The sequence below is a fragment of the Mesorhizobium sp. AR07 genome (assembly GCF_024746815.1).
In the GTDB taxonomy this organism is placed as follows: Bacteria; Pseudomonadota; Alphaproteobacteria; order Rhizobiales; family Rhizobiaceae; genus Mesorhizobium.
Genome location: NZ_CP080525.1, coordinates 3,834,462 through 3,854,223 on the forward strand (window position 1 = coordinate 3,834,462; position 19,762 = coordinate 3,854,223).

Consider the following 19,762-nt stretch of genomic DNA (forward strand, 5'->3'; position numbering starts at 1 on the left):
CTTAGGTCGCTTCGTCCCGATACAGATTGACAAATTACGTCATTTTGTCAATTGATATTTTGCAGGATAATGTCGCCCCATGAATCAGACCGAAGACATCGCCGCCACCGACCCCAAACGCGTCCGCATCTTGGACGGCGCGATGAAGGTGTTTTTGGCCTACGGCTTCTCCCGCACCACCATGGACGACATCGCCCGCGCCGCCGAGATGTCACGCCCGGCGCTCTACCTTCTGTTCAAAAACAAGACCGACATTTTCCGGGCCATCGCCATGATGGTGCTGTCGCGCTCGGTCGAGGCGGCAAAAATGGCTCTGGCCGGCGATGGCGCTTTCACCGAGCGCATGATGCGGGCCATCGACGAGGCATTCATCTCGATGATGAGCTCGATCGTTGCCTCGCCCCACGGCGCCGAATTGGTCGACATGAAATCGAGTCTTGCCGATCTGGTCGGCTGCTGGCGTGGAGGGCTTGGCGAACATATCGCTGCCGCGATCAAGGGCGAGGCAGCCAGGAGCGGCGCCGATCTGGCGGCCAAGGGCCTGTCGGCGCAACTGCTTGCCGACATGCTGCTCGACGGGCTGGAAGGCATGAAGGCACGGATCAGCGATCCCGAGGGGCAGCGGCAGGCGGCCGCCGCCCTGATCAGGGTGATCGACCTGGCGCTGAAATCTGGATGAGGCCAAGAAGCCAAGCTGTGCTGAGTCAGGCCGAGCCGGAGTCGAAGACGGGCGCGAAGCGACCAAACAAGATGACTTCCGAGAACCGGAACGGAGCGTACTTTTGGGTACGTGAGTACCGGAAGCGCAGGAAACCGCCATTTGCAGGCCGGCATCACCTGAATATCGACATAGCTCAGGCTCGACGGCGCTCTGCCTCGGGTTTCTTGCGCGCCGCGAGGAATTCCTTGACCCGCCGGCCAGGTGCGGGACCACGCACTGGCTTGAAGCCGTCGTCGAGTTCGCCGGAGAGATCGAGAGTCGGCCGCTTGCCGACGGCATCGTAATTCTCCTCCAGCCAGTCGCTGGCGGCGGTGCGGCCGAGATCGCGCAGATAGGTCAGGAAAGCCCATTCGGCATTGACCTTCGAGGATGCCGATAAGTCCTTGAACGCCTCGTCGGCGTCGATGCGATGCATGCGGATGTCGCGGTATTCGCCATGTGGCAGACGGCCGGCGGCGATCAGTTCCTTGACGAAGGCGATCGAGCGGAATTCGCGCAGCAGCCCGGCGTTGAAGGTGATCTCGTCGATGCGGTTCTGGATCTCGTTGGCGCTCCTTGGCGTTCCTTCCCGCACCACCGGATTGATCTGCACCAGAAGCACGTCCTCGGTCGCCGCCGTCTTGAAGAAAGGATAGAGCGCCGGGTTGCCGCCATAGCCGCCGTCCCAATAGGGCACGCCCTTGATCTCGACGGCGCGGAACAGTTGCGGCAGGCAGGCCGAGGCCATCACCGTGTCGAGGTCGATCTCGCCGTCGGAAAACACCCACAGCTGGCCGGTTTCGACATTGGTCGCCGAAATGAACAGCTCCATCGACTTGCAGGCACGCACATTCCTGAAATCGATCTCGCGCGCGACCACGTCGCGCAGCGGATTGAGGCCGAGCGGGTTGGCGACATAGGGCGAGAACACGCGCGACATGGTGTCGAAGAAGACATAGCCCGGCGAGTTCTCGATCGACCAGTTGCCCCAGGCGACATCCCACGGCATGCGCTGCACCGGGCTGAAGCGGCCCTTCGCCGCCACAGCGCGCCAGAAATCGTCGAGCTTTTGCCGCGCGCCTTCGACGCCGCCACGGACGAACCCGTCGGCCAGCGCCACCGCATTCATGGCACCGGCGCTGGTGCCGGACACAGCCGCGATCTCCAGCCGTCCGTCCTCCAGCAGCCGGTCGAGCACGCCCCAGGAAAAGGCGCCGTGCGAGCCGCCGCCCTGAAGCGCGATGTTGATTTTTTTCGTCTCCTCCGCCTTGCCGTTTTTCGTCATGGCGTCGTCCTTTATGTGTCGAGCTGATTTGCTTCGAGCCGCTCGTCGCTTGTTTCACGAATGGAATTGATTGGAAGAAATCTCCGGCCTCACGCGGCGGTCCAGCCGCCATCGACCGAGAGATGCGTGCCGTTGACCTGTGCCGCCGCGTCCGAACAGAGGAAGACCGCCGCCGCCGCGATCTGCTCGACCGTGACGAATTCCTTGGTCGGCTGCTTGTCGAGCATCACCTCGCGGATGACGGTTTCGCGGTCCATCTTGTGGGTTTTCATCTGGTCGGGGATTTGCGCCTCGACCAGCGGCGTCAGCACATAGCCGGGGCAGATGGCGTTGCAGGTGATCTTTTCGCGCGCCAACTCGAGCGCAACGGTCTTGGTCAATCCCAGGATGCCGTGCTTAGCCGAGACATAGGCCGACTTGAAGGGCGACGCGACCAGGCCATGCGCCGAGGCGATGTTGACGATCCGGCCGCCACCCGCCTGCTTCATCAATGGGATGGCGGCCGCGATGGTGTGGAATGCCGACGACAGGTTGATGGCGATGATGGCGTCCCACTTCTCGATCGGGAACTCTTCAACCGGCGCGACATGCTGGATGCCGGCATTGTTGACGAGAATATCAACCGAACCGAAAGTTTCCGCCGCCTTGGCGATCAATGCCCGACACTCAGCCGGTTTCGACATGTCGGCCTTGACGTAGGCGGTCTTCACGCCGTGCTGTTTGGCGATCGCATCGGCAATGGCGTGGTCGGCAGCCGTGTCGGAGAAGGAGTTGACGACGATCGCGTGGCCTTCGGCTGCCAGGGCATGGGCGATGGCCAGGCCAATGCCCGATGTGGAGCCGGTGATAACAGCGGTTTTTCTGGCGGCCAAGGGCGGAATCCTCTGGTTGCGGCAAGAGCGGGCTTATGTTGCAGTGCAGCATATATGCTCAATACGACGCAATAACAGCGGTGCCGCTGGGAGAGGGTATGAAATTTTCGCCATGCGCGGGCTGCCGGCAAGCGGCGGCTCAACCGATGCACGGCGGATCTCGGGCTTTCAGCCCTTGGAACAAAACCTCAGGCAACCAGGTCCGGCACCGGCCCGACATAGCGCGACTGCGGCCGGATCAGCCGGCCTGTCGCCTGCTGCTCGCGGGCGTGCGCAATCCAGCCGGCGACACGCCCGGCGGCGAAGACGTTGCTGAACGCCTCCTTGGGGAAGCCCGCCGCCTCCAACAGGAGTGCGGTGTAGAACTCGACATTGGTCTGCAGCGAGCGTGACGGCTTGGCGACCCGCAGCACGTCGAGCGCCGCTTGCTCCACCTTCTCCGCAAAGGCCAGCCGGCGACCGGTTTCACCCTCGCCGCCGAGTTGCCGCACGACCGCCTTCAGCACGTCGGCGCGCGGATCGCGCACGCGGTAGATGCGATGGCCGAAGCCCATGATGCGCTCGCCATGCGCGACCTCGTCGCGCAGCCAGCCGGCGGCATCGCCATGCGCCTCGATCGCATCCAGCATCTCGATCACCGGGCCTGGCGCGCCGCCATGCAGCGGCCCCTTGAGCGCGCCGAGCCCGGCCAGCACCGCCGACGTCAGGCCAGCCTGCGTCGAGGCGACCACGCGGGTGGCAAAGGTTGACGCATTGAGGCCATGGTCGCAAACGGTCACCAGATAGGTGTCTAGCGCCTTCACCAGCGCCGGCGAGGCGGCGATGCCATTCAGCATCCTCAGCATGTCGGCGGCATGACCGGCCCGGCTGTCCGGCGCGACGGGCTCCTCGCCGTGTCGCAGACGCAGCAAGGCCGGCGTCAACACGGCGGGCGCCGCGATCAGCAGCAAGGCATCCGTCAAGGTCTCGCCGTCCGGCAGCAGCGCCATGCCGGCACGCATGGCGCTGTAGACATCCAGAGAGGCCAGCGAAGGCAGGAAAGGCAAAAGCCGCTCGAACACTTCTGCTCGCGCCTGGCCCAGCGCTCGCGCCAGTTCCGCGTCGCCGGGAAGATCATCGAAAAAGCCGTCGAGCAGCAGGCGAACCACCCGCGCATAATTCCAGCGACCGGCCAGTTCCGGCAGGCAATGACCGCGGATCGTCAGATGGCCGCCAAGACCATCCACGTCGGAGAGGACGGTTTCCGCCACCACCACGTCATCGAGCCCATTCGCCATAGCCTGTCTCCTTGAACCGTTTTCGGATCGCAGATAAGGCTGGGCAACACACGCATCAATCTTGATCAACTGAATCAATATCAGAGTTCGGTATGTCCGAGTGGTTGTCGCGGGAAGAGGCGCTGGAAAAGCTCAAGGTGCGGCCGCAGACGCTCTACGCCTATGTCAGCCGTGGGCGCATCGGCATGCGGCCTGACCGCGCCGACCCGCGCCGCAGCCAGTATCGCGCCGACGACATAGCGGCACTGGCAACGCGAAGGGTGCGCGGACGCAGCCCATCGGCCATCGCCGAAAGCGCCATTGCCTGGGGCGAACCGTCGATCGCCACGGCGATTTCGACCGTCTTGCACGGGCATCTTGTCTATCGTGGCCAGGACGCCGTTGCGCTCTCCGGGCGCGCCACGCTGGAAGAAACCGCCGCGGTGCTCTGGGCTCTGCCCGAACCGGTGGCTTTCGAAGCGCCGTTGCCGGATGCGCCCCATCAAGCCGGTCGAGCCTCGGCCTTTGCGCAGCTTGCGCTGCTTGCCGGCCGAGGGCGGCCATCGCTCGGGCGCAGCGCCGCCTCGCAGCATGCCGATGCCGCGCACGCGGTCGGCGTGCTGGCCGGCGCCTTAGGCGCATCGGCGGGACCGGATCCAGTCCATCGACGGCTGGCGCGGCACTGGTCGGTGGACGCAACGGGAGCGGAAGCGATCCGCCGCGCGCTTGTCCTGCTTGCCGATCATGAACTCAACGCATCGACTTTCGCCGCCCGTGTCGCGGCCTCGACCGGGGCGTCGCTTGCGGCATGTCTTCTGGCGGGGCTGGCGACGCTGCAGGGGCCACGCCATGGCGGCGCCGGCGAAGCGGTGATGCAACTGGCCGAGGATGCGGCGCGGCACAACGCCGATGCGGCGATCCGGCGCTGGCTCAGCCATGACCGACCGTTGCCGGGGTTCGGCCATCCGCTCTATCCCGACGGCGATCCCCGGGCGGCGGCATTGCTTGGTGTGATCGACATCGATGATCTCTCGCGATCGCTGCGCGACGCTGCCCTTGCCGCGACCGGCGCGCGCCCGAACATCGACTTCGCCTTGGCCGTGCTGACGCGCGGCCTTGGCTTGCCGCGCGATGCACCGTTCCGCCTGTTCGCACTCGCACGCAGCGTCGGGTGGGCCGCGCACACGGTCGAACAGATAACAAGCGGAAGTCTCATCAGGCCGCGCGGCCGCTATGAGGGAGTGCTGCCGTAGCGTCGCGATAGCACTATGCGGTAGCTACCGGATCTTTCGATCCGAAACGCTCACGACATCGTGTCGAGCTTGCGCTGCATGGCGGCGATCTGGTCCTTCAGTTCCTGAAGGTCGTCGGGCTTTTCCGGCGTTTCCTTCCTGGCCGGCTCGGCCGGAGCCGCGGCTGGCGCGGAACCCGCCGGCGGGAACGGCGTGAACAGCCGCATCGCATTCTGGAACATTTCCATGTTGCGGCGCGTCTGCTCCTCCAGCGCCTTGATCGGCGTGGTGATCTTCATCATGTCGAGCGGCGACTTGCCGATGGCGCCCTTCATCTGCTCGCGAAAGCGTTCCTGCTCCTTGGAGAAGGCGAGCATGGACTGCTCGAGGAAGCTCGGCACGATCATCTGCATCTGGTCGCCATAATAGGCGATCAGCTGGCGCAGGAACGGGATCGGCAGCATGTTCTGCCCATCCTTGTTTTCCAGCTCGAAGATGATCTGTGTCAGCACCGGATGCGTAATGTCGTCGCCGGTCTTGGCGTCCTGGACGGTGAACTCCTCGCCCTTCTTGACCATCTCGGCGAGGTCCTCGAGCGTCACATAGGTGCTGGTGCCGGTGTTGTAGAGGCGGCGATTGGCGTATTTCTTGATGATGATCGGATCGTCTTTCGCGGCCATCTGCATCCTCCCAGGGACACCGGCGCGCCCAGAGTAAGCCGCCGGTAACGATTGTGCCTTTTTTGAGGATATGCGCAAAAGCCTCATAATTCCAAGCAGTTTGTGCAGTGCGGGATCACTAAATGCTGCATAGCAGGCAAAATATGCTGCGCAGCAATGGACAGACTGCCGCCATGGCAAGGCGCGACCTGCTTGCCGCGCATGGGCGCCATGCCTATTTCCGGTTTGACTTGGGTTCTGGAAAGGGCAAGAAAAGTCCTCAACGACAGAACAACACCTTGAAGTCTGGAGAAGAAAATGTCCGCTTCCATCGTCATTGCCAGTGCCGCGCGCACGCCGGTCGGCTCCTTCAACGGCGCCTTTGCCGCCACGCCGGCGCATGAACTCGGCGCCGTTGTCATCAAGGAATTGCTGTCGCGTGCCGGTGTCGAGCCAGGCGAGGTCGACGAGGTCATCCTCGGCCAGGTGCTGACCGCCGCTCAGGGTCAGAATCCGGCCCGCCAGGCATCGATCAATGCCGGCCTGCCCAAGGAAACCACGGCTTGGGGCCTCAATCAGGTGTGCGGCTCGGGTCTGCGCGCCATTGCGCTCGGCATGCAGCAGATCGCCACCGGCGATGCCAAGGTGATCATCGCCGGTGGACAGGAATCGATGTCGCTTTCGGCGCATGCCCAGCACCTGCGCGCCGGCGTCAAGATGGGCGACTTCAAGCTGATCGACACCATGATCAAGGACGGGCTGTGGGATGCCTTCAACGGCTATCACATGGGCAACACCGCCGAAAACGTCGCCCGCCAGTTCCAGATCACCCGCGACGACCAGGACCAGTTCGCACTCGCCTCGCAGAATAAGGCCGAGGCCGCGCAGAAGGCCGGCAAGTTCAAGGACGAGATCGTCGCCGTCACCATCAAGGGCAAGAAGGGCGACACCATTGTCGACCAGGACGAGTACATCCGCCACGGCGCCACGATCGACGCCATGACCAAGCTGAAGCCGGCTTTCGACAAGGACGGCACGGTGACCGCCGCCAATGCCTCCGGCATCAACGATGGCGCCGCGGGTGCTGTGCTGATGAGCGAAGCGGAAGCGGTGCGGCGCGGCATCACCCCGCTGGCGCGCATCGTGTCCTGGGCGACCGCCGGCGTCGATCCGCAGATCATGGGCACCGGACCCATTCCGGCTTCCCGCAAGGCGCTGGAAAAGGCTGGCTGGTCGGTCGGCGATCTCGACCTGATCGAGGCCAACGAGGCCTTTGCCGCCCAGGCCTGCGCCGTCAACAAGGACATGGGCTGGGATCCCTCGATCGTCAACGTCAATGGCGGCGCCATCGCCATCGGCCATCCGATCGGCGCTTCGGGTGCCCGCATCTTCAACACGCTGGTCTTCGAGATGCGCCGGCGCGGCGCCAAGAAAGGCCTCGCCACTCTGTGCATCGGCGGCGGCATGGGCGTCGCCATGTGCGTGGAAGCGCTCTAAAAGAGAGAAGTGAATAGGGAGTAGCGAATAGGGGAGAATGGCGTCAGCGCGACGGGACATCTGATCCCTACTCGCTATTCGCCACTCCCTATTCGCTCGCCCGACCAAGGGGAGGAACGCATGAGCAAGGTAGCAATCGTCACAGGCGGATCGCGCGGCATCGGCGCGGCGATCTCGATCGCATTGAAGAACGCCGGCTATTCGGTTGCCGCGAACTACGCCGGCAATGACGACGCGGCGGCGAAATTCAAAGCCGAGACCGGCATCCCGGTCTACAAATGGTCGGTCGCCGACTACGAGTCCTGCGCCGCCGGCGTCAAACAGGTCGAGGCCGATCTCGGTCCGGTCTCGGTGCTGGTCAACAATGCCGGCATCACCCGTGACGCCATGTTCCACAAGATCACGCGCGAGCAGTGGAAAGAGGTCATCGACACCAATTTGTCGGGCGTCTTCAACATGACGCATCCGCTGTGGAGCGGCATGCGCGACCGCAAGTTCGGCCGCGTCATCACCATCTCCTCGATCAACGGCCAGAAGGGCCAGGCCGGCCAGGTCAACTATTCCGCCGCCAAGGCCGGCGACATCGGCTTCAGCAAAGCTCTCGCTCAAGAGGGGGCTCGCGCGGGCATCACCGTCAATGTCATCTGCCCCGGCTACATCGCCACCGAAATGGTCAAGGCAATCGACGAGAAGGTGCTCAACGAGCGCATCATCCCGCAAATCCCCGTCGGCCGCCTCGGCGAACCGGAAGAGATCGCGCGCTGCGTCGTCTTCCTCGCTTCCGAAGATGCTGGCTTCATCACCGGCTCGACCATCACCGCCAATGGCGGCCAATATTTCGCCTGAGGTTTCGGCGTACGCGGCAAGATCGACGGGCCGGGAAACCGGTCCGTTTTTCGTTGGTCGCGTTGTGCTTTCGTCGGCCCCTGACCCAATCCGGCACGCAGAGATTAACAGCGGCCGCCTGCCCTGTGCGAAAGCTGCTTTGCAACCTGTGGATTCTCGGTGGATAAGCTGTTCATAACACAAGATGTTGGGGTGAACAAAACAAGAAAATCTTGGCATCGCTGATTCGTCGCCGATTCGTTCCGGCTTTGAGCGGAACGTTAACGATGGCAGCCGGAATCGCCTGCCAAATCCTTAACGCAGATTAGGAAAGATCAACAATTTCATAACCTTGGATAAGGCATGCCAAGCCATCGTGATCGTTCATCGGCAAAGGTTAACGGCAAAGCTCGCCCTGCATGAAACGGGCCAGTTCTGTGATTCAGCATGTGGTGAGTTCAGCGGCCGCAAAAACCACATGTAGCCGTGAACAAAAGCTGAATCTGATCGAGTCACTGATTCGTCGCCGATTCGTTCCAGACTCGTTCCAACTGTTAATCCGCAACCGATCTGGAGCTTGACACGGACGACTTCGGGCCGCCGGCGGAACATTCCGCTTTCGCTTCGCGCTCGAAATCCCTATGTGTCGCCTGTCATACGCGCCACTCAAGGCACGCTCCCGACAACCAGAGGCCAGAAAGCCTTATTTCCAGGTCGATGAACATCCAGCCCAAACCCACCGAGCCGCTGATCCTGTCGGGGCCGCGACGTGACCGCCGTGCTTGGGCCGACCAACACCGGCAAAACCCATCTCGCCATCGAGCGCATGGTGGCGCACGAGAGCGGCATCATCGGCCTGCCGCTTAGGCTGCTGGCGCGGGAAGTCTACGCCCGCGTCTGCGAAAAGGTCGGCGCCCACAAGGTGGCGCTGATCACCGGCGAGGAAAAGATCCAGCCGGCAGGGGCAAAATATTCGGTCTGCACCGTCGAGGCCATGCCGCGCGAGACCGATGCCGCCTTCGTCGCCATCGACGAGGTGCAGCTTGCCGGCGACCTCGAGCGCGGCCACATCTTCACTGACCGCATCCTGCATCTGCGCGGCCGCCAGGAAACGCTGCTGCTCGGCGCGGCCACCATGCACGGCATCCTCCAGCGCCTGTTGAAGGGCGTCTCGGTGGTTACGCGTCCAAGGCTATCGCATCTCGCCTATGCCGGCTCCAAGAAGCTGACCCGCCTGCCGCGGCGCACGGCGATCGTCGCCTTCTCCGCCGACGAGGTCTACGCCATCGCCGAGCTGATCCGCCGCCAGCAGGGTGGTGCCGCCGTCGTGCTCGGCGCATTGTCGCCGCGCACCCGCAACGCGCAGGTGGCGCTGTTCCAGGCTGGCGATGTCGACTATCTCATTGCCACCGACGCCATCGGCATGGGTCTCAACCTCGACCTCGACCATGTTGCCTTCGCCCAGAACCGCAAGTTCGACGGCTATCAGTATCGCAACCTGACGGCGGCCGAGCTTGGCCAGATCGCCGGCCGTGCCGGCCGGCATCTGCGCGACGGCACCTTTGGCGTCACCGGCCAGGTCGATCCACTTGACGAGGATCTGGTCAAGAAGATCGAGAGCCACGATTTCGATCCGGTGAAGGTGCTGCAGTGGCGCACCGCGCATTTCGACTTTGCCAGCCTCGACGCGCTGAAGCGCTCGATCGAGACCAATGCCCCGGTCGAGGGGCTGACGCGCGCTCTGCCGGCAGTGGACGCGCAGGCGCTCGAGCACCTGTCGCGCGACGAGGATATCCGCGCGCTCGCCACCAATGCCAAACGCGTGGCACTGCTGTGGGAGGCCTGCGCGCTGCCGGATTACCGCAAGATCGCGCCGGCCCAGCATGCCGACCTCATCGCCTCGATCTATACGGACCTCGCCCGGCATGGCCATGTCGACGAAAACTACATGGCCGAGCAGGTGCGCCGCGCCGACACCACCGAGGGTGATATCGACACGCTGTCGCACCGCATTGCCCAGATCCGCACCTGGACATTCGTGTCGAACCGGCCGGGCTGGCTGGCCGATCAGGCACACTGGCAGGAAAAGACGCGCGAAATCGAAGACAGATTGTCGGATGCGCTGCATGAGCGGTTGACGAAACGCTTCGTAGACCGCAGGACTTCCGTCCTCATGCGGCGCCTTAGAGAAAATACCATGCCTGAAGCCGAAATTAGTCCTACCGGAACCGTCCTTGTCGAAGGCCACCATGTCGGCGAGCTGCAGGGGTTCCGCTTCACCGCCGACCAGACCGCCGGCGGCGAAGACGCCAAGGCGGTGCGCACTGCCGCCCAGAAGGCGCTGGCTGCCGAATTCGAGGCGCGCGCCGAACGCTTCGGCGCCTCAGCCAACGGCGACATCGCGCTCGGTTCGGATGGCACGCTGCGCTGGATCGGCGCGCCGATCGGCACCCTGGTTTCAGGCGAAGACGCGCTGAAGCCGCGCCTTGTGCTGCTGGCCGACGAACAACTGACCGGCCCGGCCCGCGACAAGGTCGCGGCGCGTGCCGAGCGTTTCGTCAATTTCCAGATCGAGTCGCTGCTGAAGCCGCTGGTCGACCTGAAGAACGCTGACCAGATCGCCGGCATCGGCCGCGGCATCGCCTTCCAGCTGGTCGAGAATTTCGGCCTCATCAACCGCCGCGACATCGCCGAGGAGATGAAGTCGCTCGACCAGGAGGGCCGCGCAGCCCTTCGCCGGCTTGGCGTGCGCTTCGGCGCCTACCATGTCTTCGTGCCGGCGCTGATCAAGCCGGCACCGGCCGGACTGGTGACGCTGCTGTGGGCGCTGAAGAACGACGGCAAGGACAAGCCGGGCTTCGGCGACGTGGTCCATGCGCTCGCCTCCGGCCGCACCTCGGTGGTCATCGATCCGACCTTCGACAAGGCCTTCTACAAACTGGCCGGCTACCGCAATCTCGGCCGCCGCGCCGTGCGCATCGACATTCTGGAGCGGTTGGCGGATCTGATCCGCCCGGCGACCAACTGGAAGCCTGGCCTCGGCCAGCGCCCGGACGGCGCCTATGACGGCCACTCCTTCATGGTGACGCCGCCGATGATGTCGATCCTCGGCGCCACCGCCGACGACATGGAAGAGATCCTGAAAGGCCTCGGCTACCGTGCCGAGCCGAAGCCGGCCGTCGAGGTCAAGGCCCGGCTCGAGGCGCAGGACAATGCCGCGCGCGAAGCGGCGGCGGCGAAGGCTGCGGCTGAAGAGGCTGCAAAAGCCGAGCAGGCCAAGGCGACGGAAGCCGCGGCAGCGGATGCAGCCGCGGAGACATCGGTAGAAGGCGCTGAGCCGGCTGTCGCAGGTGAGACTGTCGCCGAAATTTCCGCAGAGCCCGTCGCGGAAGCGGCAGCAGAGCCTGTCGCGGAAGAGCAACCCGAAGCGTCGGCCGAGGCCACTGAAGAAGTTCCGCAAGTAGTAGAGGCTGCTGCGGCGGTGCTTGAGCCGGCCGAAAGCGCCGACGCTCTCACCTCCCCCTCGATGGGGGAGGTCGCGGCGCGAAGCGACGCGGATGGGGGTGATGGCGCCAACCATGCAGTTGCAACCACCGACGCTCCCACCACCCCGGCGCTGCGCGCCGACCCTCCCCACGAGGGGGAAGGTGAAACCGGCGAGCCCGCCCCAGAGGCCGAGGCGCCAAAGCCGATCCTGTTGTGGCGTCAGGGCCGTTTCGAGCAGCGCCCGCGTCATCGCGAAGGCCGCAACAATCGCCCGCGCAACGGACAGGCGACGCGCGGCCGAAGCGATGCACCGGCCGATGCCGCCGGCGTGCAGGCGGCAGCCACGCCAGGAGAACGTCCGGCCCACGAGGGACGGCGCGACGGCACCGGCAAGCCGCGCTTCGACCGCTCGAAGTTCAAGCCCAAGCCGCAGGCCGAAGGCGAACAGCGGCGTGAAGGCCGGCCGCAAGGCGAGCGTCCCGACCGCCGCGAAGGCCGGCCTGATTGGAAGGGTGGCAGGCCGGAAGGCAAAGGTGGCCCGCAAGGCGGAAAGCCCGCTTTCCAGCCGAAGCCGCGCGAGGAGCGCCCGGTGCGCTTCGATCCGGACTCGCCCTTCGCCAAGCTCGCCGCCTTGCGCGACCAGCTGAAGAAGTAGGCTTGGGCTCGCTTCGATGGTTGCCCCAATGGCCGCCAGGGACCGTCAGCGCATCGACAAATGGCTGTTCTTCTCGCGTGCCGTGAAATCGCGCTCGCTGGCGGCGAAGCTGGTGATCGCCGGTCGGGTTCGCATCAATCGCGACAAAGCAGCGCAGGCCTCCGATCTGGTCAAGCCAGGCGACGTGCTGACCATCACGCTCGAGCGGCGCATCTTCGTCTGGAAGGTGCTGAACGCCGGTGTGCGGCGCGGCCCGGCCGAAGAGGCCCGCACGCTTTATGAGGATATCTCGCCGCCGCCGGCGCCGAAGGGTGAAGCCCCGCCCGATGCAATTCCGGCGCTGCGCGAGGCCGGCAGCGGCCGCCCGACGAAGAAGGAACGCCGCCAGACCGACCGCTTGCTTGGCGAGGACTGATGCCCCGTCGCTCAAAAATGCGCTGTGGTTTTGCGACAACGACACACGCGAGACAAAAACTGAGCCCCGCAAACAACGCGCTCTGCGGGACATAACTGGCTTGTGCCGGACCTGCCGTCTGGAATTCCATTCCGGAAACACCGGCACCGCCCGCAACGGCTGCCCTTGCAAGCCGCGGCCAAAGGCGTTACCTCACGCAAAAAGCCCAACAAAAGTGGGACGTCCCGGAGCCGACCGATGACCTATGTCGTGACCGACAATTGCATCAAATGCAAATATATGGACTGCATCGAGGTCTGTCCGGTCGACTGTTTCTACGAAGGCGAGAACATGCTCGTCATCCATCCCGACGAGTGCATCGACTGCGGCGTCTGCGAGCCGGAATGCCCGGCTGACGCAATCAAGCCCGACACCGAGTCCGGCCTCGACAAATGGCTGCAGATCAACACCGAATACGCCGAGAAATGGCCTAACATCACCGCCAAGAAGGAACCCCCGGCAGACGCCAAATCCTTCGATGGCGAGGCCGGCAAGTTCGAGAAATATTTCTCGGCCGAGCCCGGCGAAGGCGATTGACAACAGGGCCGCAAAGGCCGGTATTACGCTGGGTAAGAGGCACGTCACATTAACCGCCTTGACAGGCGGCGTTGACCTGTGGCCTTCGCGAATGCAGCAAAACCTTGATTCTTCCGACTTTTTGTGTTACATCAGCGAAACATGCCGGTGACACAACGTCGATTTATGGCGCAGACGCCCCAAATCACTGAAAGGTGAAAATCCCATTCCGGACCAGAGCGATCTGGGCCAGGCGGTCGCACTATTGCGGTTTGCCGGTCCCGGCTTTTTCCGATGGGTCATCTGTTGTGCGGCTAACGATCGGTTCCCCGATCGCGCGAGTTCGGGCCGGCAGGACGCCGGCACCACAACGAAGGAGTTCAGGGCGTAATGGCAACGATCACCCCGCAGAAGAAGTCCACAGCTGCACGTCACGGTTTCAAGACCGGCGAGTACATCGTCTATCCGGCGCATGGCGTCGGCCAGATCGTCTCGATCGACGAGCAGGAAGTGGCTGGGCACAAGCTGGAACTGTTCGTCATCGACTTCCAGAAGGACAAGATGCGCCTGAAGGTGCCGGTCGCCAAGGCGACCTCCATCGGCATGCGCAAGCTGTCGGAAGAGGATTATGTCGAGCGCGCGCTGAAGGTCGTGCAGGGCCGTGCCCGCGTCAAGCGCACCATGTGGTCGCGCCGTGCGCAGGAATATGATGCGAAGATCAATTCAGGCGACCTGATCTCGATCTCGGAAGTGGTGCGCGACCTTTACCGCGCCGACAACCAGCCGGAGCAGTCCTATTCCGAACGTCAGCTCTACGAGGCGGCGCTCGACCGCATGGCCCGCGAGATCGCGGCCGTCAACCGCATGTCGGAAACCGAAGCCGTGCGCCTGATCGAGGTCAACCTCAATAAGGGCCCCAAGCGCGGCGCCAAGGCCGACAATGAGGAAGCCGAGCAGGAAGAAGCTGCCTGAGCTTTTTTCGCTTCTGAAGTCATGAAAAACCCGGCCTCGCGCCGGGTTTTTTGTTGGTTGGCTCGATAGCTTGGACGCAGATGCCGGGCAAACTCGATTTGCCTTGCCCATTTAAATCAGAACGGCCGCGCTGCCCCTCATCCGCCTGCCGGTGTCCAGCCGATAGATGGGTAACACTTTGAACCGGATACATGGGTTACAGTTCTCCCCCTGTATTGTCCGTTGCAGCGCCAAGCGGTTTGGTTGGCGCGGCGCTGCGGCGGACAAGCTTCATGCGCCTGGTGTCGATGATGCCGAGCGGATGGGCATGGAAGGAGAGTGCCCATTCGCCGCCCTCGGTTTCGGTGGCGGCGACCGCTTCGCCGACCAGCGCCTTTGAGATGTAGATGAAGCCGCCATTCCACCTGATTTCGCCATTGTGGCGCACATGGCGCACCGCCGCCTCGTCCGGATAATCGGGCTCGGGTGCTGTTTTTGGCATGGCGCGCTGTGACGGGCGGTAATGCTGGGCTGGAGTGTCCATGGCGAGCGCCTCATGCGGACGCTCCTCATTGTAGCTACGCCGGAAGGCCTCGAAGGCCTGGCCCTGAGCCGTTCTGTCGGCCTCCGGCGTCTCAGCCAATGGCAGCATGGTCAGATGAAAGCGCTCGTGGCGTCCATTCTGCTGCGGCTTGCCAGGCGCGATCCGCTCCAGGATGATCCCGAGCTTGATGAAGCGCACCGCAAGCGGCGTCAGCCCAGTGACGCCGGCCGATGCAAACGGTGAACCGTTGTCGCTTCTGAACCGATCCGGCAGGCCATGCTCCTCAAACAACCGCTCGAACACCGGCCAGGCCTCGCTCTCTGCTGTTGACCCCGTCGCTTCCAGCGCCAGCAAGTAGCGGCTCGACGCATCCATCACCGTCAAGGGCTCGCAACGCCACCCGTCAACAGTCCGGAACCAACCCTTGTGATCACCCGTCCAGACTGCGTTCGGCCCCTCTGGCTCCGGCCACGGACCATTGCCGCAGGCCCGCAGGTGCGGCCGCTTGCGAGTGCCGACAAGTCCATGCCGCGCAAGGATCGCGCCCACCGTCGAGGCTGAAGGCCAGACCAGCTCGGGCGCCGTGCGCTTGAGCCGCGCAACGATCTTCTTAGGCCCCCACAGCGGGTGCGTCTCCTTCGCCGCGACGATCCGCTCCACCAAGTCAAGCGCCGTCGCCCGGCCATGATTGAGCGGTGCTCGCGGCAGATCGTGCAAACCTTCCGGGCCAAACGCGCGATAGCGACCAAGCCATTTGTAGCCGCTCTTACGCGAGATGCCGTACGCCGCACAAAGCGCGCTCATCGTCTCCTCGCCTGCCAGACAATCCACAACAAACCGAAGTCGTTCGTCCATGATGCCAGTCTCTCGCCAAACCATCGCCGGTCCTCCCGGCGGACAAGAAAACTGTCACCCATGCTATCGGTCCATTCTGTTACCTATCTATCCGGTTCGGACACCGGCACCTTCTCCCCGTATAGTGACGGGGAGAAGCCCGCTTAGCCGCAAACTCGGCATTCTTTCTTGCAGCGCTGACAATTGGCGAAACCGTCAATGACGTCGACCTTTCTCCCCGTCACTATACGGGGAGAAATGCCCGGCAGGGCAATGAGGGGCAGCGCAAACCCACGAGGCATTAAGCGCCCCCACCTTCCCTCTCTGCCTCCTGCTTCAGCGTCGCGATGAACCGTTTCGTCCGCTGCTGCTCCGGATTGCCGAACAGCGCGGCGGCCGGGCCTTTCTCGACGATGACGCCGGCATCGAGGAACACCACTTCCCGCGCGATCTTGGAGGCGAGGCGCAGATCATGCGTCGCCATCACCATGGTCGTGCCTTCGCTGGCGAGCTTGCCAAGCACGTCGACCACCTCCTGCGCCAGTTCGGGGTCGAGCGCCGAGGTCGGCTCGTCGCACAGCAGCACTTTCGGCGACGGAGCGAGCGCGCGGGCGATCGCCACGCGCTGCTGCTGACCGCCCGACAGCGTCGACGGCCAGGCGTCGGCCTTGTGCGCCATGCCGACCTTCTCCAGCAGAGCGAGCGCCCGCTCGCGCGCCCGCTCCGTCGGCCATTTCAGCACCGTCACCAGCCCCTCCATGACATTCTCGATCGCGGTGCGATGCGGGAACAGCTGGAAGTTCTGGAACACCATGCCGGTCTGCAGGCGCAGGCGCTGGATGTCCCTGGCGGGGACCTTGCCGCCCGGGCGGAATTCGAGCGTCTCGTCGCCGATGCGCACCGTGCCTGAGGTCGGCATCTCGAGCAGGTTGATGCAGCGCAGCAGCGTGCTCTTGCCGCCCCCCGAAGGGCCGACCAGCGCGGTGACGCTGCCTTCGGCGATGGCGACCGTCACGCCCTTCAGCACGAGATTGTCACCGAAGCGCTTTTCGATGTTGATGAGGCCGATCATGAGCGCGCCTCCAGGAAGCCGCCATAGCGGTTGAGCCGCCCTTCCAGCCGCGTCTGCAGGGCCGACAGCACCGAACTCAGCGCCAGATAAAGGATCGCCGCCTCGACATAGAGGATCAGCGGCTCATAGGTGGTGGCGACGATGCGCTGCGCCGCCTGGAACATCTCCGGCACGGTGATGGCGGCGGCCAGCGACGTGTCCTTGACCAGCGAGATGAAGGTGTTGGAGAGCGGCGGCACCGCGACCCGGCCGGCTTGCGGCAGGATGGTGCGCCGCATCGCCTGGCTCCAGGTCATGCCGATCGAATAGGCTGCTTCCCACTGGCCTTTCGGCACCGAGCCTATCGCCGCGCGGATGATTTCCGACGTGTAGGCGCCGATGTTGAGCGTGAAGCCGATCAACGCCGCCGGAAAGGCGTCGAGCAGGATGCCGACCGACGGCAGGCCGTAGAAGATCAGGAACAGCTGCACCAAAAGCGGCGTGCCGCGGAAGATCCAGACATAGAAGCGGACAAGCGCGACCAGCGGCTTCGGGCCGAACAGCCGGGCAAGTGCTGCCCCCAGGCCGACCGTCAGGCCAAGGACGAAGGACAGCAGCGTCAGCGGCACGGTGAAGATCAGCGCCGCCCACAAGAGCGACGGCAGCGACTCCAGCATCAATTGCAGCCAATGCGGCACGAAAGGCCCTCCAGATGGTCAAGAGCAATTCCAGGAAAAGTGTGAAGCGGTTTTCCGTCCGGAATTGCGTCAAAACAAGAGATATAGCGGTTCGGCGTTTCCGTGAAACGGTGAACCGCTATAGGCGGCTTCGACGAAACGCGAATGCAAGCGCCATATCACGACAAAAGCGGCGGGCCGTCAAAGACGGCTCGCCGCTTGATATGTCTCATGGCCGGAGACCGGCCACACCTCATACAATTACTTCGAAACGTCCTGGCCGAAATAGGTGTCGGCGATCTTCTGATAGGTGCCGTCGGCCTTGATGTCGGCCAGCGCCTTGTTGATCGCGGCCACCAGCTCCGGATCGCCCTTGCGCACGATGACGCCGGAATAGTCGGCGTTTTCCTCTTGCGCGGCGATCTTCACATTGGCCTCGGGCTTGTGCTTCTTGAAGTCGAGGAACGACAGGCTGTCATTGATGGTGGCATCGGCGCGTCCGGTCAAAAGCAGCTGGATCGACTGGTCAAAGCCATCGGTGCCGACGAGTTCGGCGCCGTTCGTCTCAGCCAGCTTGCCGAAGTTCGAGGTCAGCGACTGCGCCGACTTCTTGCCCTTGAGATCGGCGAAGCTCTTGATGTCGGTGTTGTCGCCGCGCACGATCAGCACCGCCTTGGAGGCAATGTAGGGATCGGAGAAATCGTACTTGGCCTTGCGGGCGTCGGTGATGCCGACTTCGTTGATGACGGCGTCATAGCGATTGGCGTCGAGGCCGGCGATCAGCCCGTCCCACTTGCCTTCGAGGAACTGCGCCTTGACGCCAAGCTTGTCGGCGATCGCCTTGGCGATCTCGACGTCGAAGCCGACCAGCACGCCGGAAGCGTCATGATAGGTGAACGGCGCATAGGTGCCTTCCGTGCCGACCTTGATGGCCCCCGCCTGCTTGATCTGGTCGAGATTGGCGCCGGCATGGCCAGCGGTGACAGCCAGGGCCTGCAGCGTTCCAGCGATGATGAGCGACTTGAGCCATTTCATTTTTCTGTGATCCCGTCCTTGGCCGGCTGGCCGGCATGTTGTGAGCGCTGGAAACTGACAGATGCAAGTCGGAAAAATAAGGAACAGGATTTCAAAAACAACCGTCTTCTGAAATCAGATTCTCGAATTGTCATTGTTCGGCGGCAATGGCGGCCATTGTGCATCATCGCCGACATCTCGCAGGCGACACAATCCGGCCGCCAACGGCCACGGAACCATTCTCGGACATGGCACGTTTTGGCTGTTCTAGGGCACGACGCCGCCATTTCAACCCGGGCGTCAGCTAAGTTCGCAAAGTCATCCGCATCGCCTGAGCCAGGGAGCGCCTCATGATGGAAGACACGGCAGGACGGATCATGGTCCGCGCGGCCATGAAGGCTCCCTACCTCGAACGTGACGAGGAGCATCGGCTGGCGTTGCTCTGGAAAGAGGACAACGACCAGAACGCCCTGCACAGCATCACCGTCGCCCATATGCGGCTGGTTATTTCCATGGCCTCCAAATTCCGCCACTACGGCCTGCCGCTCGGCGACCTGATCCAGGAAGGTCACGTCGGCCTGCTTGAAGCCGCCGCCCGCTTCGAGCCGGAGCGTGAGGTGCGGTTTTCGACCTATGCGACGTGGTGGATCCGCGCCTCGATGCAGGACTATATCCTGCGCAACTGGTCGATCGTGCGCGGCGGCACCAGTTCGGCGCAGAAGGCGCTGTTCTTCAACCTGCGACGTCTGCGCGCGCGGCTGGCCAACGGCACCGAGCCGCTGTCCAACGCCACGCTCTATCGCGAAGTGTCGGTGGCACTCGGGGTCTCCGAAGCCGACGTCGCCATGATGGATTCGCGGCTGTCGGCACCGGATTCGTCGCTCAACATGCCGATTGCCGACGATGCGGGTTCGACCGAGCGGATGGATTTTCTGGTCTCGGACGATCCTTTGCCCGACGAGATCGTCGGCGACAAGATCGATGTCGCACGACGCTCGCTCTGGCTGCGCGAGGCGCTTCGCGCGCTCAACGCGCGTGAGTTGAGGATTATCGAGGAACGTCGGCTGAATGACGAAGGCGCAACCCTCGAAGCGCTCGGCGAGACGCTCGGCATTTCCAAGGAACGTGTCCGCCAGATCGAGGCGCGAGCCATGGAAAAGCTCAAACTGGCGCTGGTGAAGCAGAACCCTGAATTTCTGGCGACTGCCGCTTGAGAACCTGATGCCCGGAAAGCCGCGTCGGACCTCCGGCGGA

At 63.6% G+C, this 19,762-nt stretch carries 18 protein-coding genes; 9 read left to right on the top strand and 9 right to left on the bottom strand.

Annotation, left to right across the window (positions count from 1 at the left end):
- The first annotated feature begins 79 nt into the window (after positions 1 to 79).
- On the top strand, positions 80 to 679 hold the full coding sequence (locus BPNPMPFG_RS19580; protein ID WP_258590337.1) for a TetR/AcrR family transcriptional regulator: 600 nt from the start codon (positions 80 to 82) through the stop codon (positions 677 to 679).
- Between the two features lie 175 nt (positions 680 to 854).
- On the opposite strand, the gene BPNPMPFG_RS19585 is transcribed toward BPNPMPFG_RS19580, so the two are convergent.
- The 3 genes from BPNPMPFG_RS19585 to BPNPMPFG_RS19595 form a co-directional block, all read right to left on the bottom strand.
- Positions 855 to 1,985, bottom strand: a complete 1,131-nt coding sequence (locus tag BPNPMPFG_RS19585) for a patatin-like phospholipase family protein (protein ID WP_258590338.1) — start codon at positions 1,983 to 1,985, stop codon at positions 855 to 857.
- Between the two features lie 89 nt (positions 1,986 to 2,074).
- Positions 2,075 to 2,857, bottom strand: coding sequence for a 3-hydroxybutyrate dehydrogenase (locus tag BPNPMPFG_RS19590; protein ID WP_413776785.1), 783 nt, complete (start codon positions 2,855 to 2,857; stop codon positions 2,075 to 2,077).
- A gap of 188 nt (positions 2,858 to 3,045) precedes the next feature.
- Entirely contained in the window at positions 3,046 to 4,134 is a 1,089-nt protein-coding gene (locus BPNPMPFG_RS19595; RefSeq protein WP_258590339.1) for a citrate synthase/methylcitrate synthase, read from the bottom strand.
- Between the two features lie 92 nt (positions 4,135 to 4,226).
- Between BPNPMPFG_RS19595 and BPNPMPFG_RS19600 the strand changes: the two genes are divergently transcribed.
- Positions 4,227 to 5,366 (top strand): citrate synthase, encoded by a 1,140-nt coding sequence (locus BPNPMPFG_RS19600; protein ID WP_258590340.1) that lies wholly within the window; start codon positions 4,227 to 4,229, stop codon positions 5,364 to 5,366.
- A 50-nt stretch (positions 5,367 to 5,416) separates the two neighbouring features.
- Here BPNPMPFG_RS19600 and phaR read toward each other — a convergent pair whose 3' ends face one another.
- Positions 5,417 to 6,025, bottom strand: a complete 609-nt coding sequence (gene phaR / locus BPNPMPFG_RS19605) for a polyhydroxyalkanoate synthesis repressor PhaR (RefSeq protein WP_258590341.1) — start codon at positions 6,023 to 6,025, stop codon at positions 5,417 to 5,419.
- 83 nt (positions 6,026 to 6,108) lie between these two features.
- On the bottom strand, positions 6,109 to 6,336 hold the full coding sequence (locus BPNPMPFG_RS19610) for a hypothetical protein (protein WP_258590342.1): 228 nt from the start codon (positions 6,334 to 6,336) through the stop codon (positions 6,109 to 6,111).
- Here BPNPMPFG_RS19610 and BPNPMPFG_RS19615 point away from each other — a divergent pair.
- The 6 genes from BPNPMPFG_RS19615 (at position 6,323) to BPNPMPFG_RS19640 (ending at position 14,409) form a co-directional block, all read left to right on the top strand.
- Positions 6,323 to 7,501: an acetyl-CoA C-acetyltransferase gene (locus tag BPNPMPFG_RS19615; protein WP_258590343.1), complete on the top strand. Its 1,179-nt coding sequence runs from the start codon at positions 6,323 to 6,325 to the stop codon at positions 7,499 to 7,501. The genes BPNPMPFG_RS19610 and BPNPMPFG_RS19615 overlap by 14 nt on opposite strands.
- Positions 7,502 to 7,621: 120 nt before the next feature.
- Entirely contained in the window at positions 7,622 to 8,347 is a 726-nt protein-coding gene (gene phbB, locus BPNPMPFG_RS19620; protein ID WP_258590344.1) for an acetoacetyl-CoA reductase, read from the top strand.
- Between the two features lie 748 nt (positions 8,348 to 9,095).
- The gene (locus BPNPMPFG_RS19625; protein ID WP_413776786.1) at positions 9,096 to 12,467 is read left to right on the top strand and encodes a helicase-related protein; all 3,372 of its coding nucleotides are present in this window, start codon (positions 9,096 to 9,098) and stop codon (positions 12,465 to 12,467) included.
- Positions 12,468 to 12,495: 28 nt separating this feature from the next.
- The gene (locus tag BPNPMPFG_RS19630; RefSeq protein ID WP_258590345.1) at positions 12,496 to 12,882 is read left to right on the top strand and encodes an RNA-binding S4 domain-containing protein; all 387 of its coding nucleotides are present in this window, start codon (positions 12,496 to 12,498) and stop codon (positions 12,880 to 12,882) included.
- 237 nt (positions 12,883 to 13,119) lie between these two features.
- Positions 13,120 to 13,458 (top strand): ferredoxin FdxA, encoded by a 339-nt coding sequence (gene fdxA, locus BPNPMPFG_RS19635; protein ID WP_095089463.1) that lies wholly within the window; start codon positions 13,120 to 13,122, stop codon positions 13,456 to 13,458.
- Between the two features lie 369 nt (positions 13,459 to 13,827).
- Positions 13,828 to 14,409, top strand: coding sequence for a CarD family transcriptional regulator (locus tag BPNPMPFG_RS19640; RefSeq protein WP_006327799.1), 582 nt, complete (start codon positions 13,828 to 13,830; stop codon positions 14,407 to 14,409).
- Between the two features lie 196 nt (positions 14,410 to 14,605).
- On the opposite strand, the gene BPNPMPFG_RS19645 is transcribed toward BPNPMPFG_RS19640, so the two are convergent.
- The 4 genes from BPNPMPFG_RS19645 to BPNPMPFG_RS19660 form a co-directional block, all read right to left on the bottom strand.
- Entirely contained in the window at positions 14,606 to 15,811 is a 1,206-nt protein-coding gene (locus BPNPMPFG_RS19645; RefSeq protein WP_258590346.1) for an integrase core domain-containing protein, read from the bottom strand.
- Between the two features lie 256 nt (positions 15,812 to 16,067).
- Positions 16,068 to 16,838, bottom strand: a complete 771-nt coding sequence (locus BPNPMPFG_RS19650) for an amino acid ABC transporter ATP-binding protein (RefSeq protein WP_258590347.1) — start codon at positions 16,836 to 16,838, stop codon at positions 16,068 to 16,070.
- Positions 16,835 to 17,515 carry an amino acid ABC transporter permease gene (locus BPNPMPFG_RS19655; protein WP_258590348.1) on the bottom strand — a complete coding sequence of 227 codons (681 nt, stop codon included), beginning with the start codon at positions 17,513 to 17,515 and terminating at the stop codon, positions 16,835 to 16,837. Before BPNPMPFG_RS19655 ends, BPNPMPFG_RS19650 begins: the two co-directional genes overlap by 4 nt.
- 240 nt (positions 17,516 to 17,755) lie before the next feature.
- Entirely contained in the window at positions 17,756 to 18,529 is a 774-nt protein-coding gene (locus BPNPMPFG_RS19660) for an amino acid ABC transporter substrate-binding protein (protein ID WP_258590349.1), read from the bottom strand.
- A gap of 329 nt (positions 18,530 to 18,858) precedes the next feature.
- Between BPNPMPFG_RS19660 and BPNPMPFG_RS19665 the strand changes: the two genes are divergently transcribed.
- On the top strand, positions 18,859 to 19,722 hold the full coding sequence (locus tag BPNPMPFG_RS19665; protein WP_258590350.1) for an RNA polymerase factor sigma-32: 864 nt from the start codon (positions 18,859 to 18,861) through the stop codon (positions 19,720 to 19,722).
- Positions 19,723 to 19,762 lie beyond the last annotated feature (40 nt).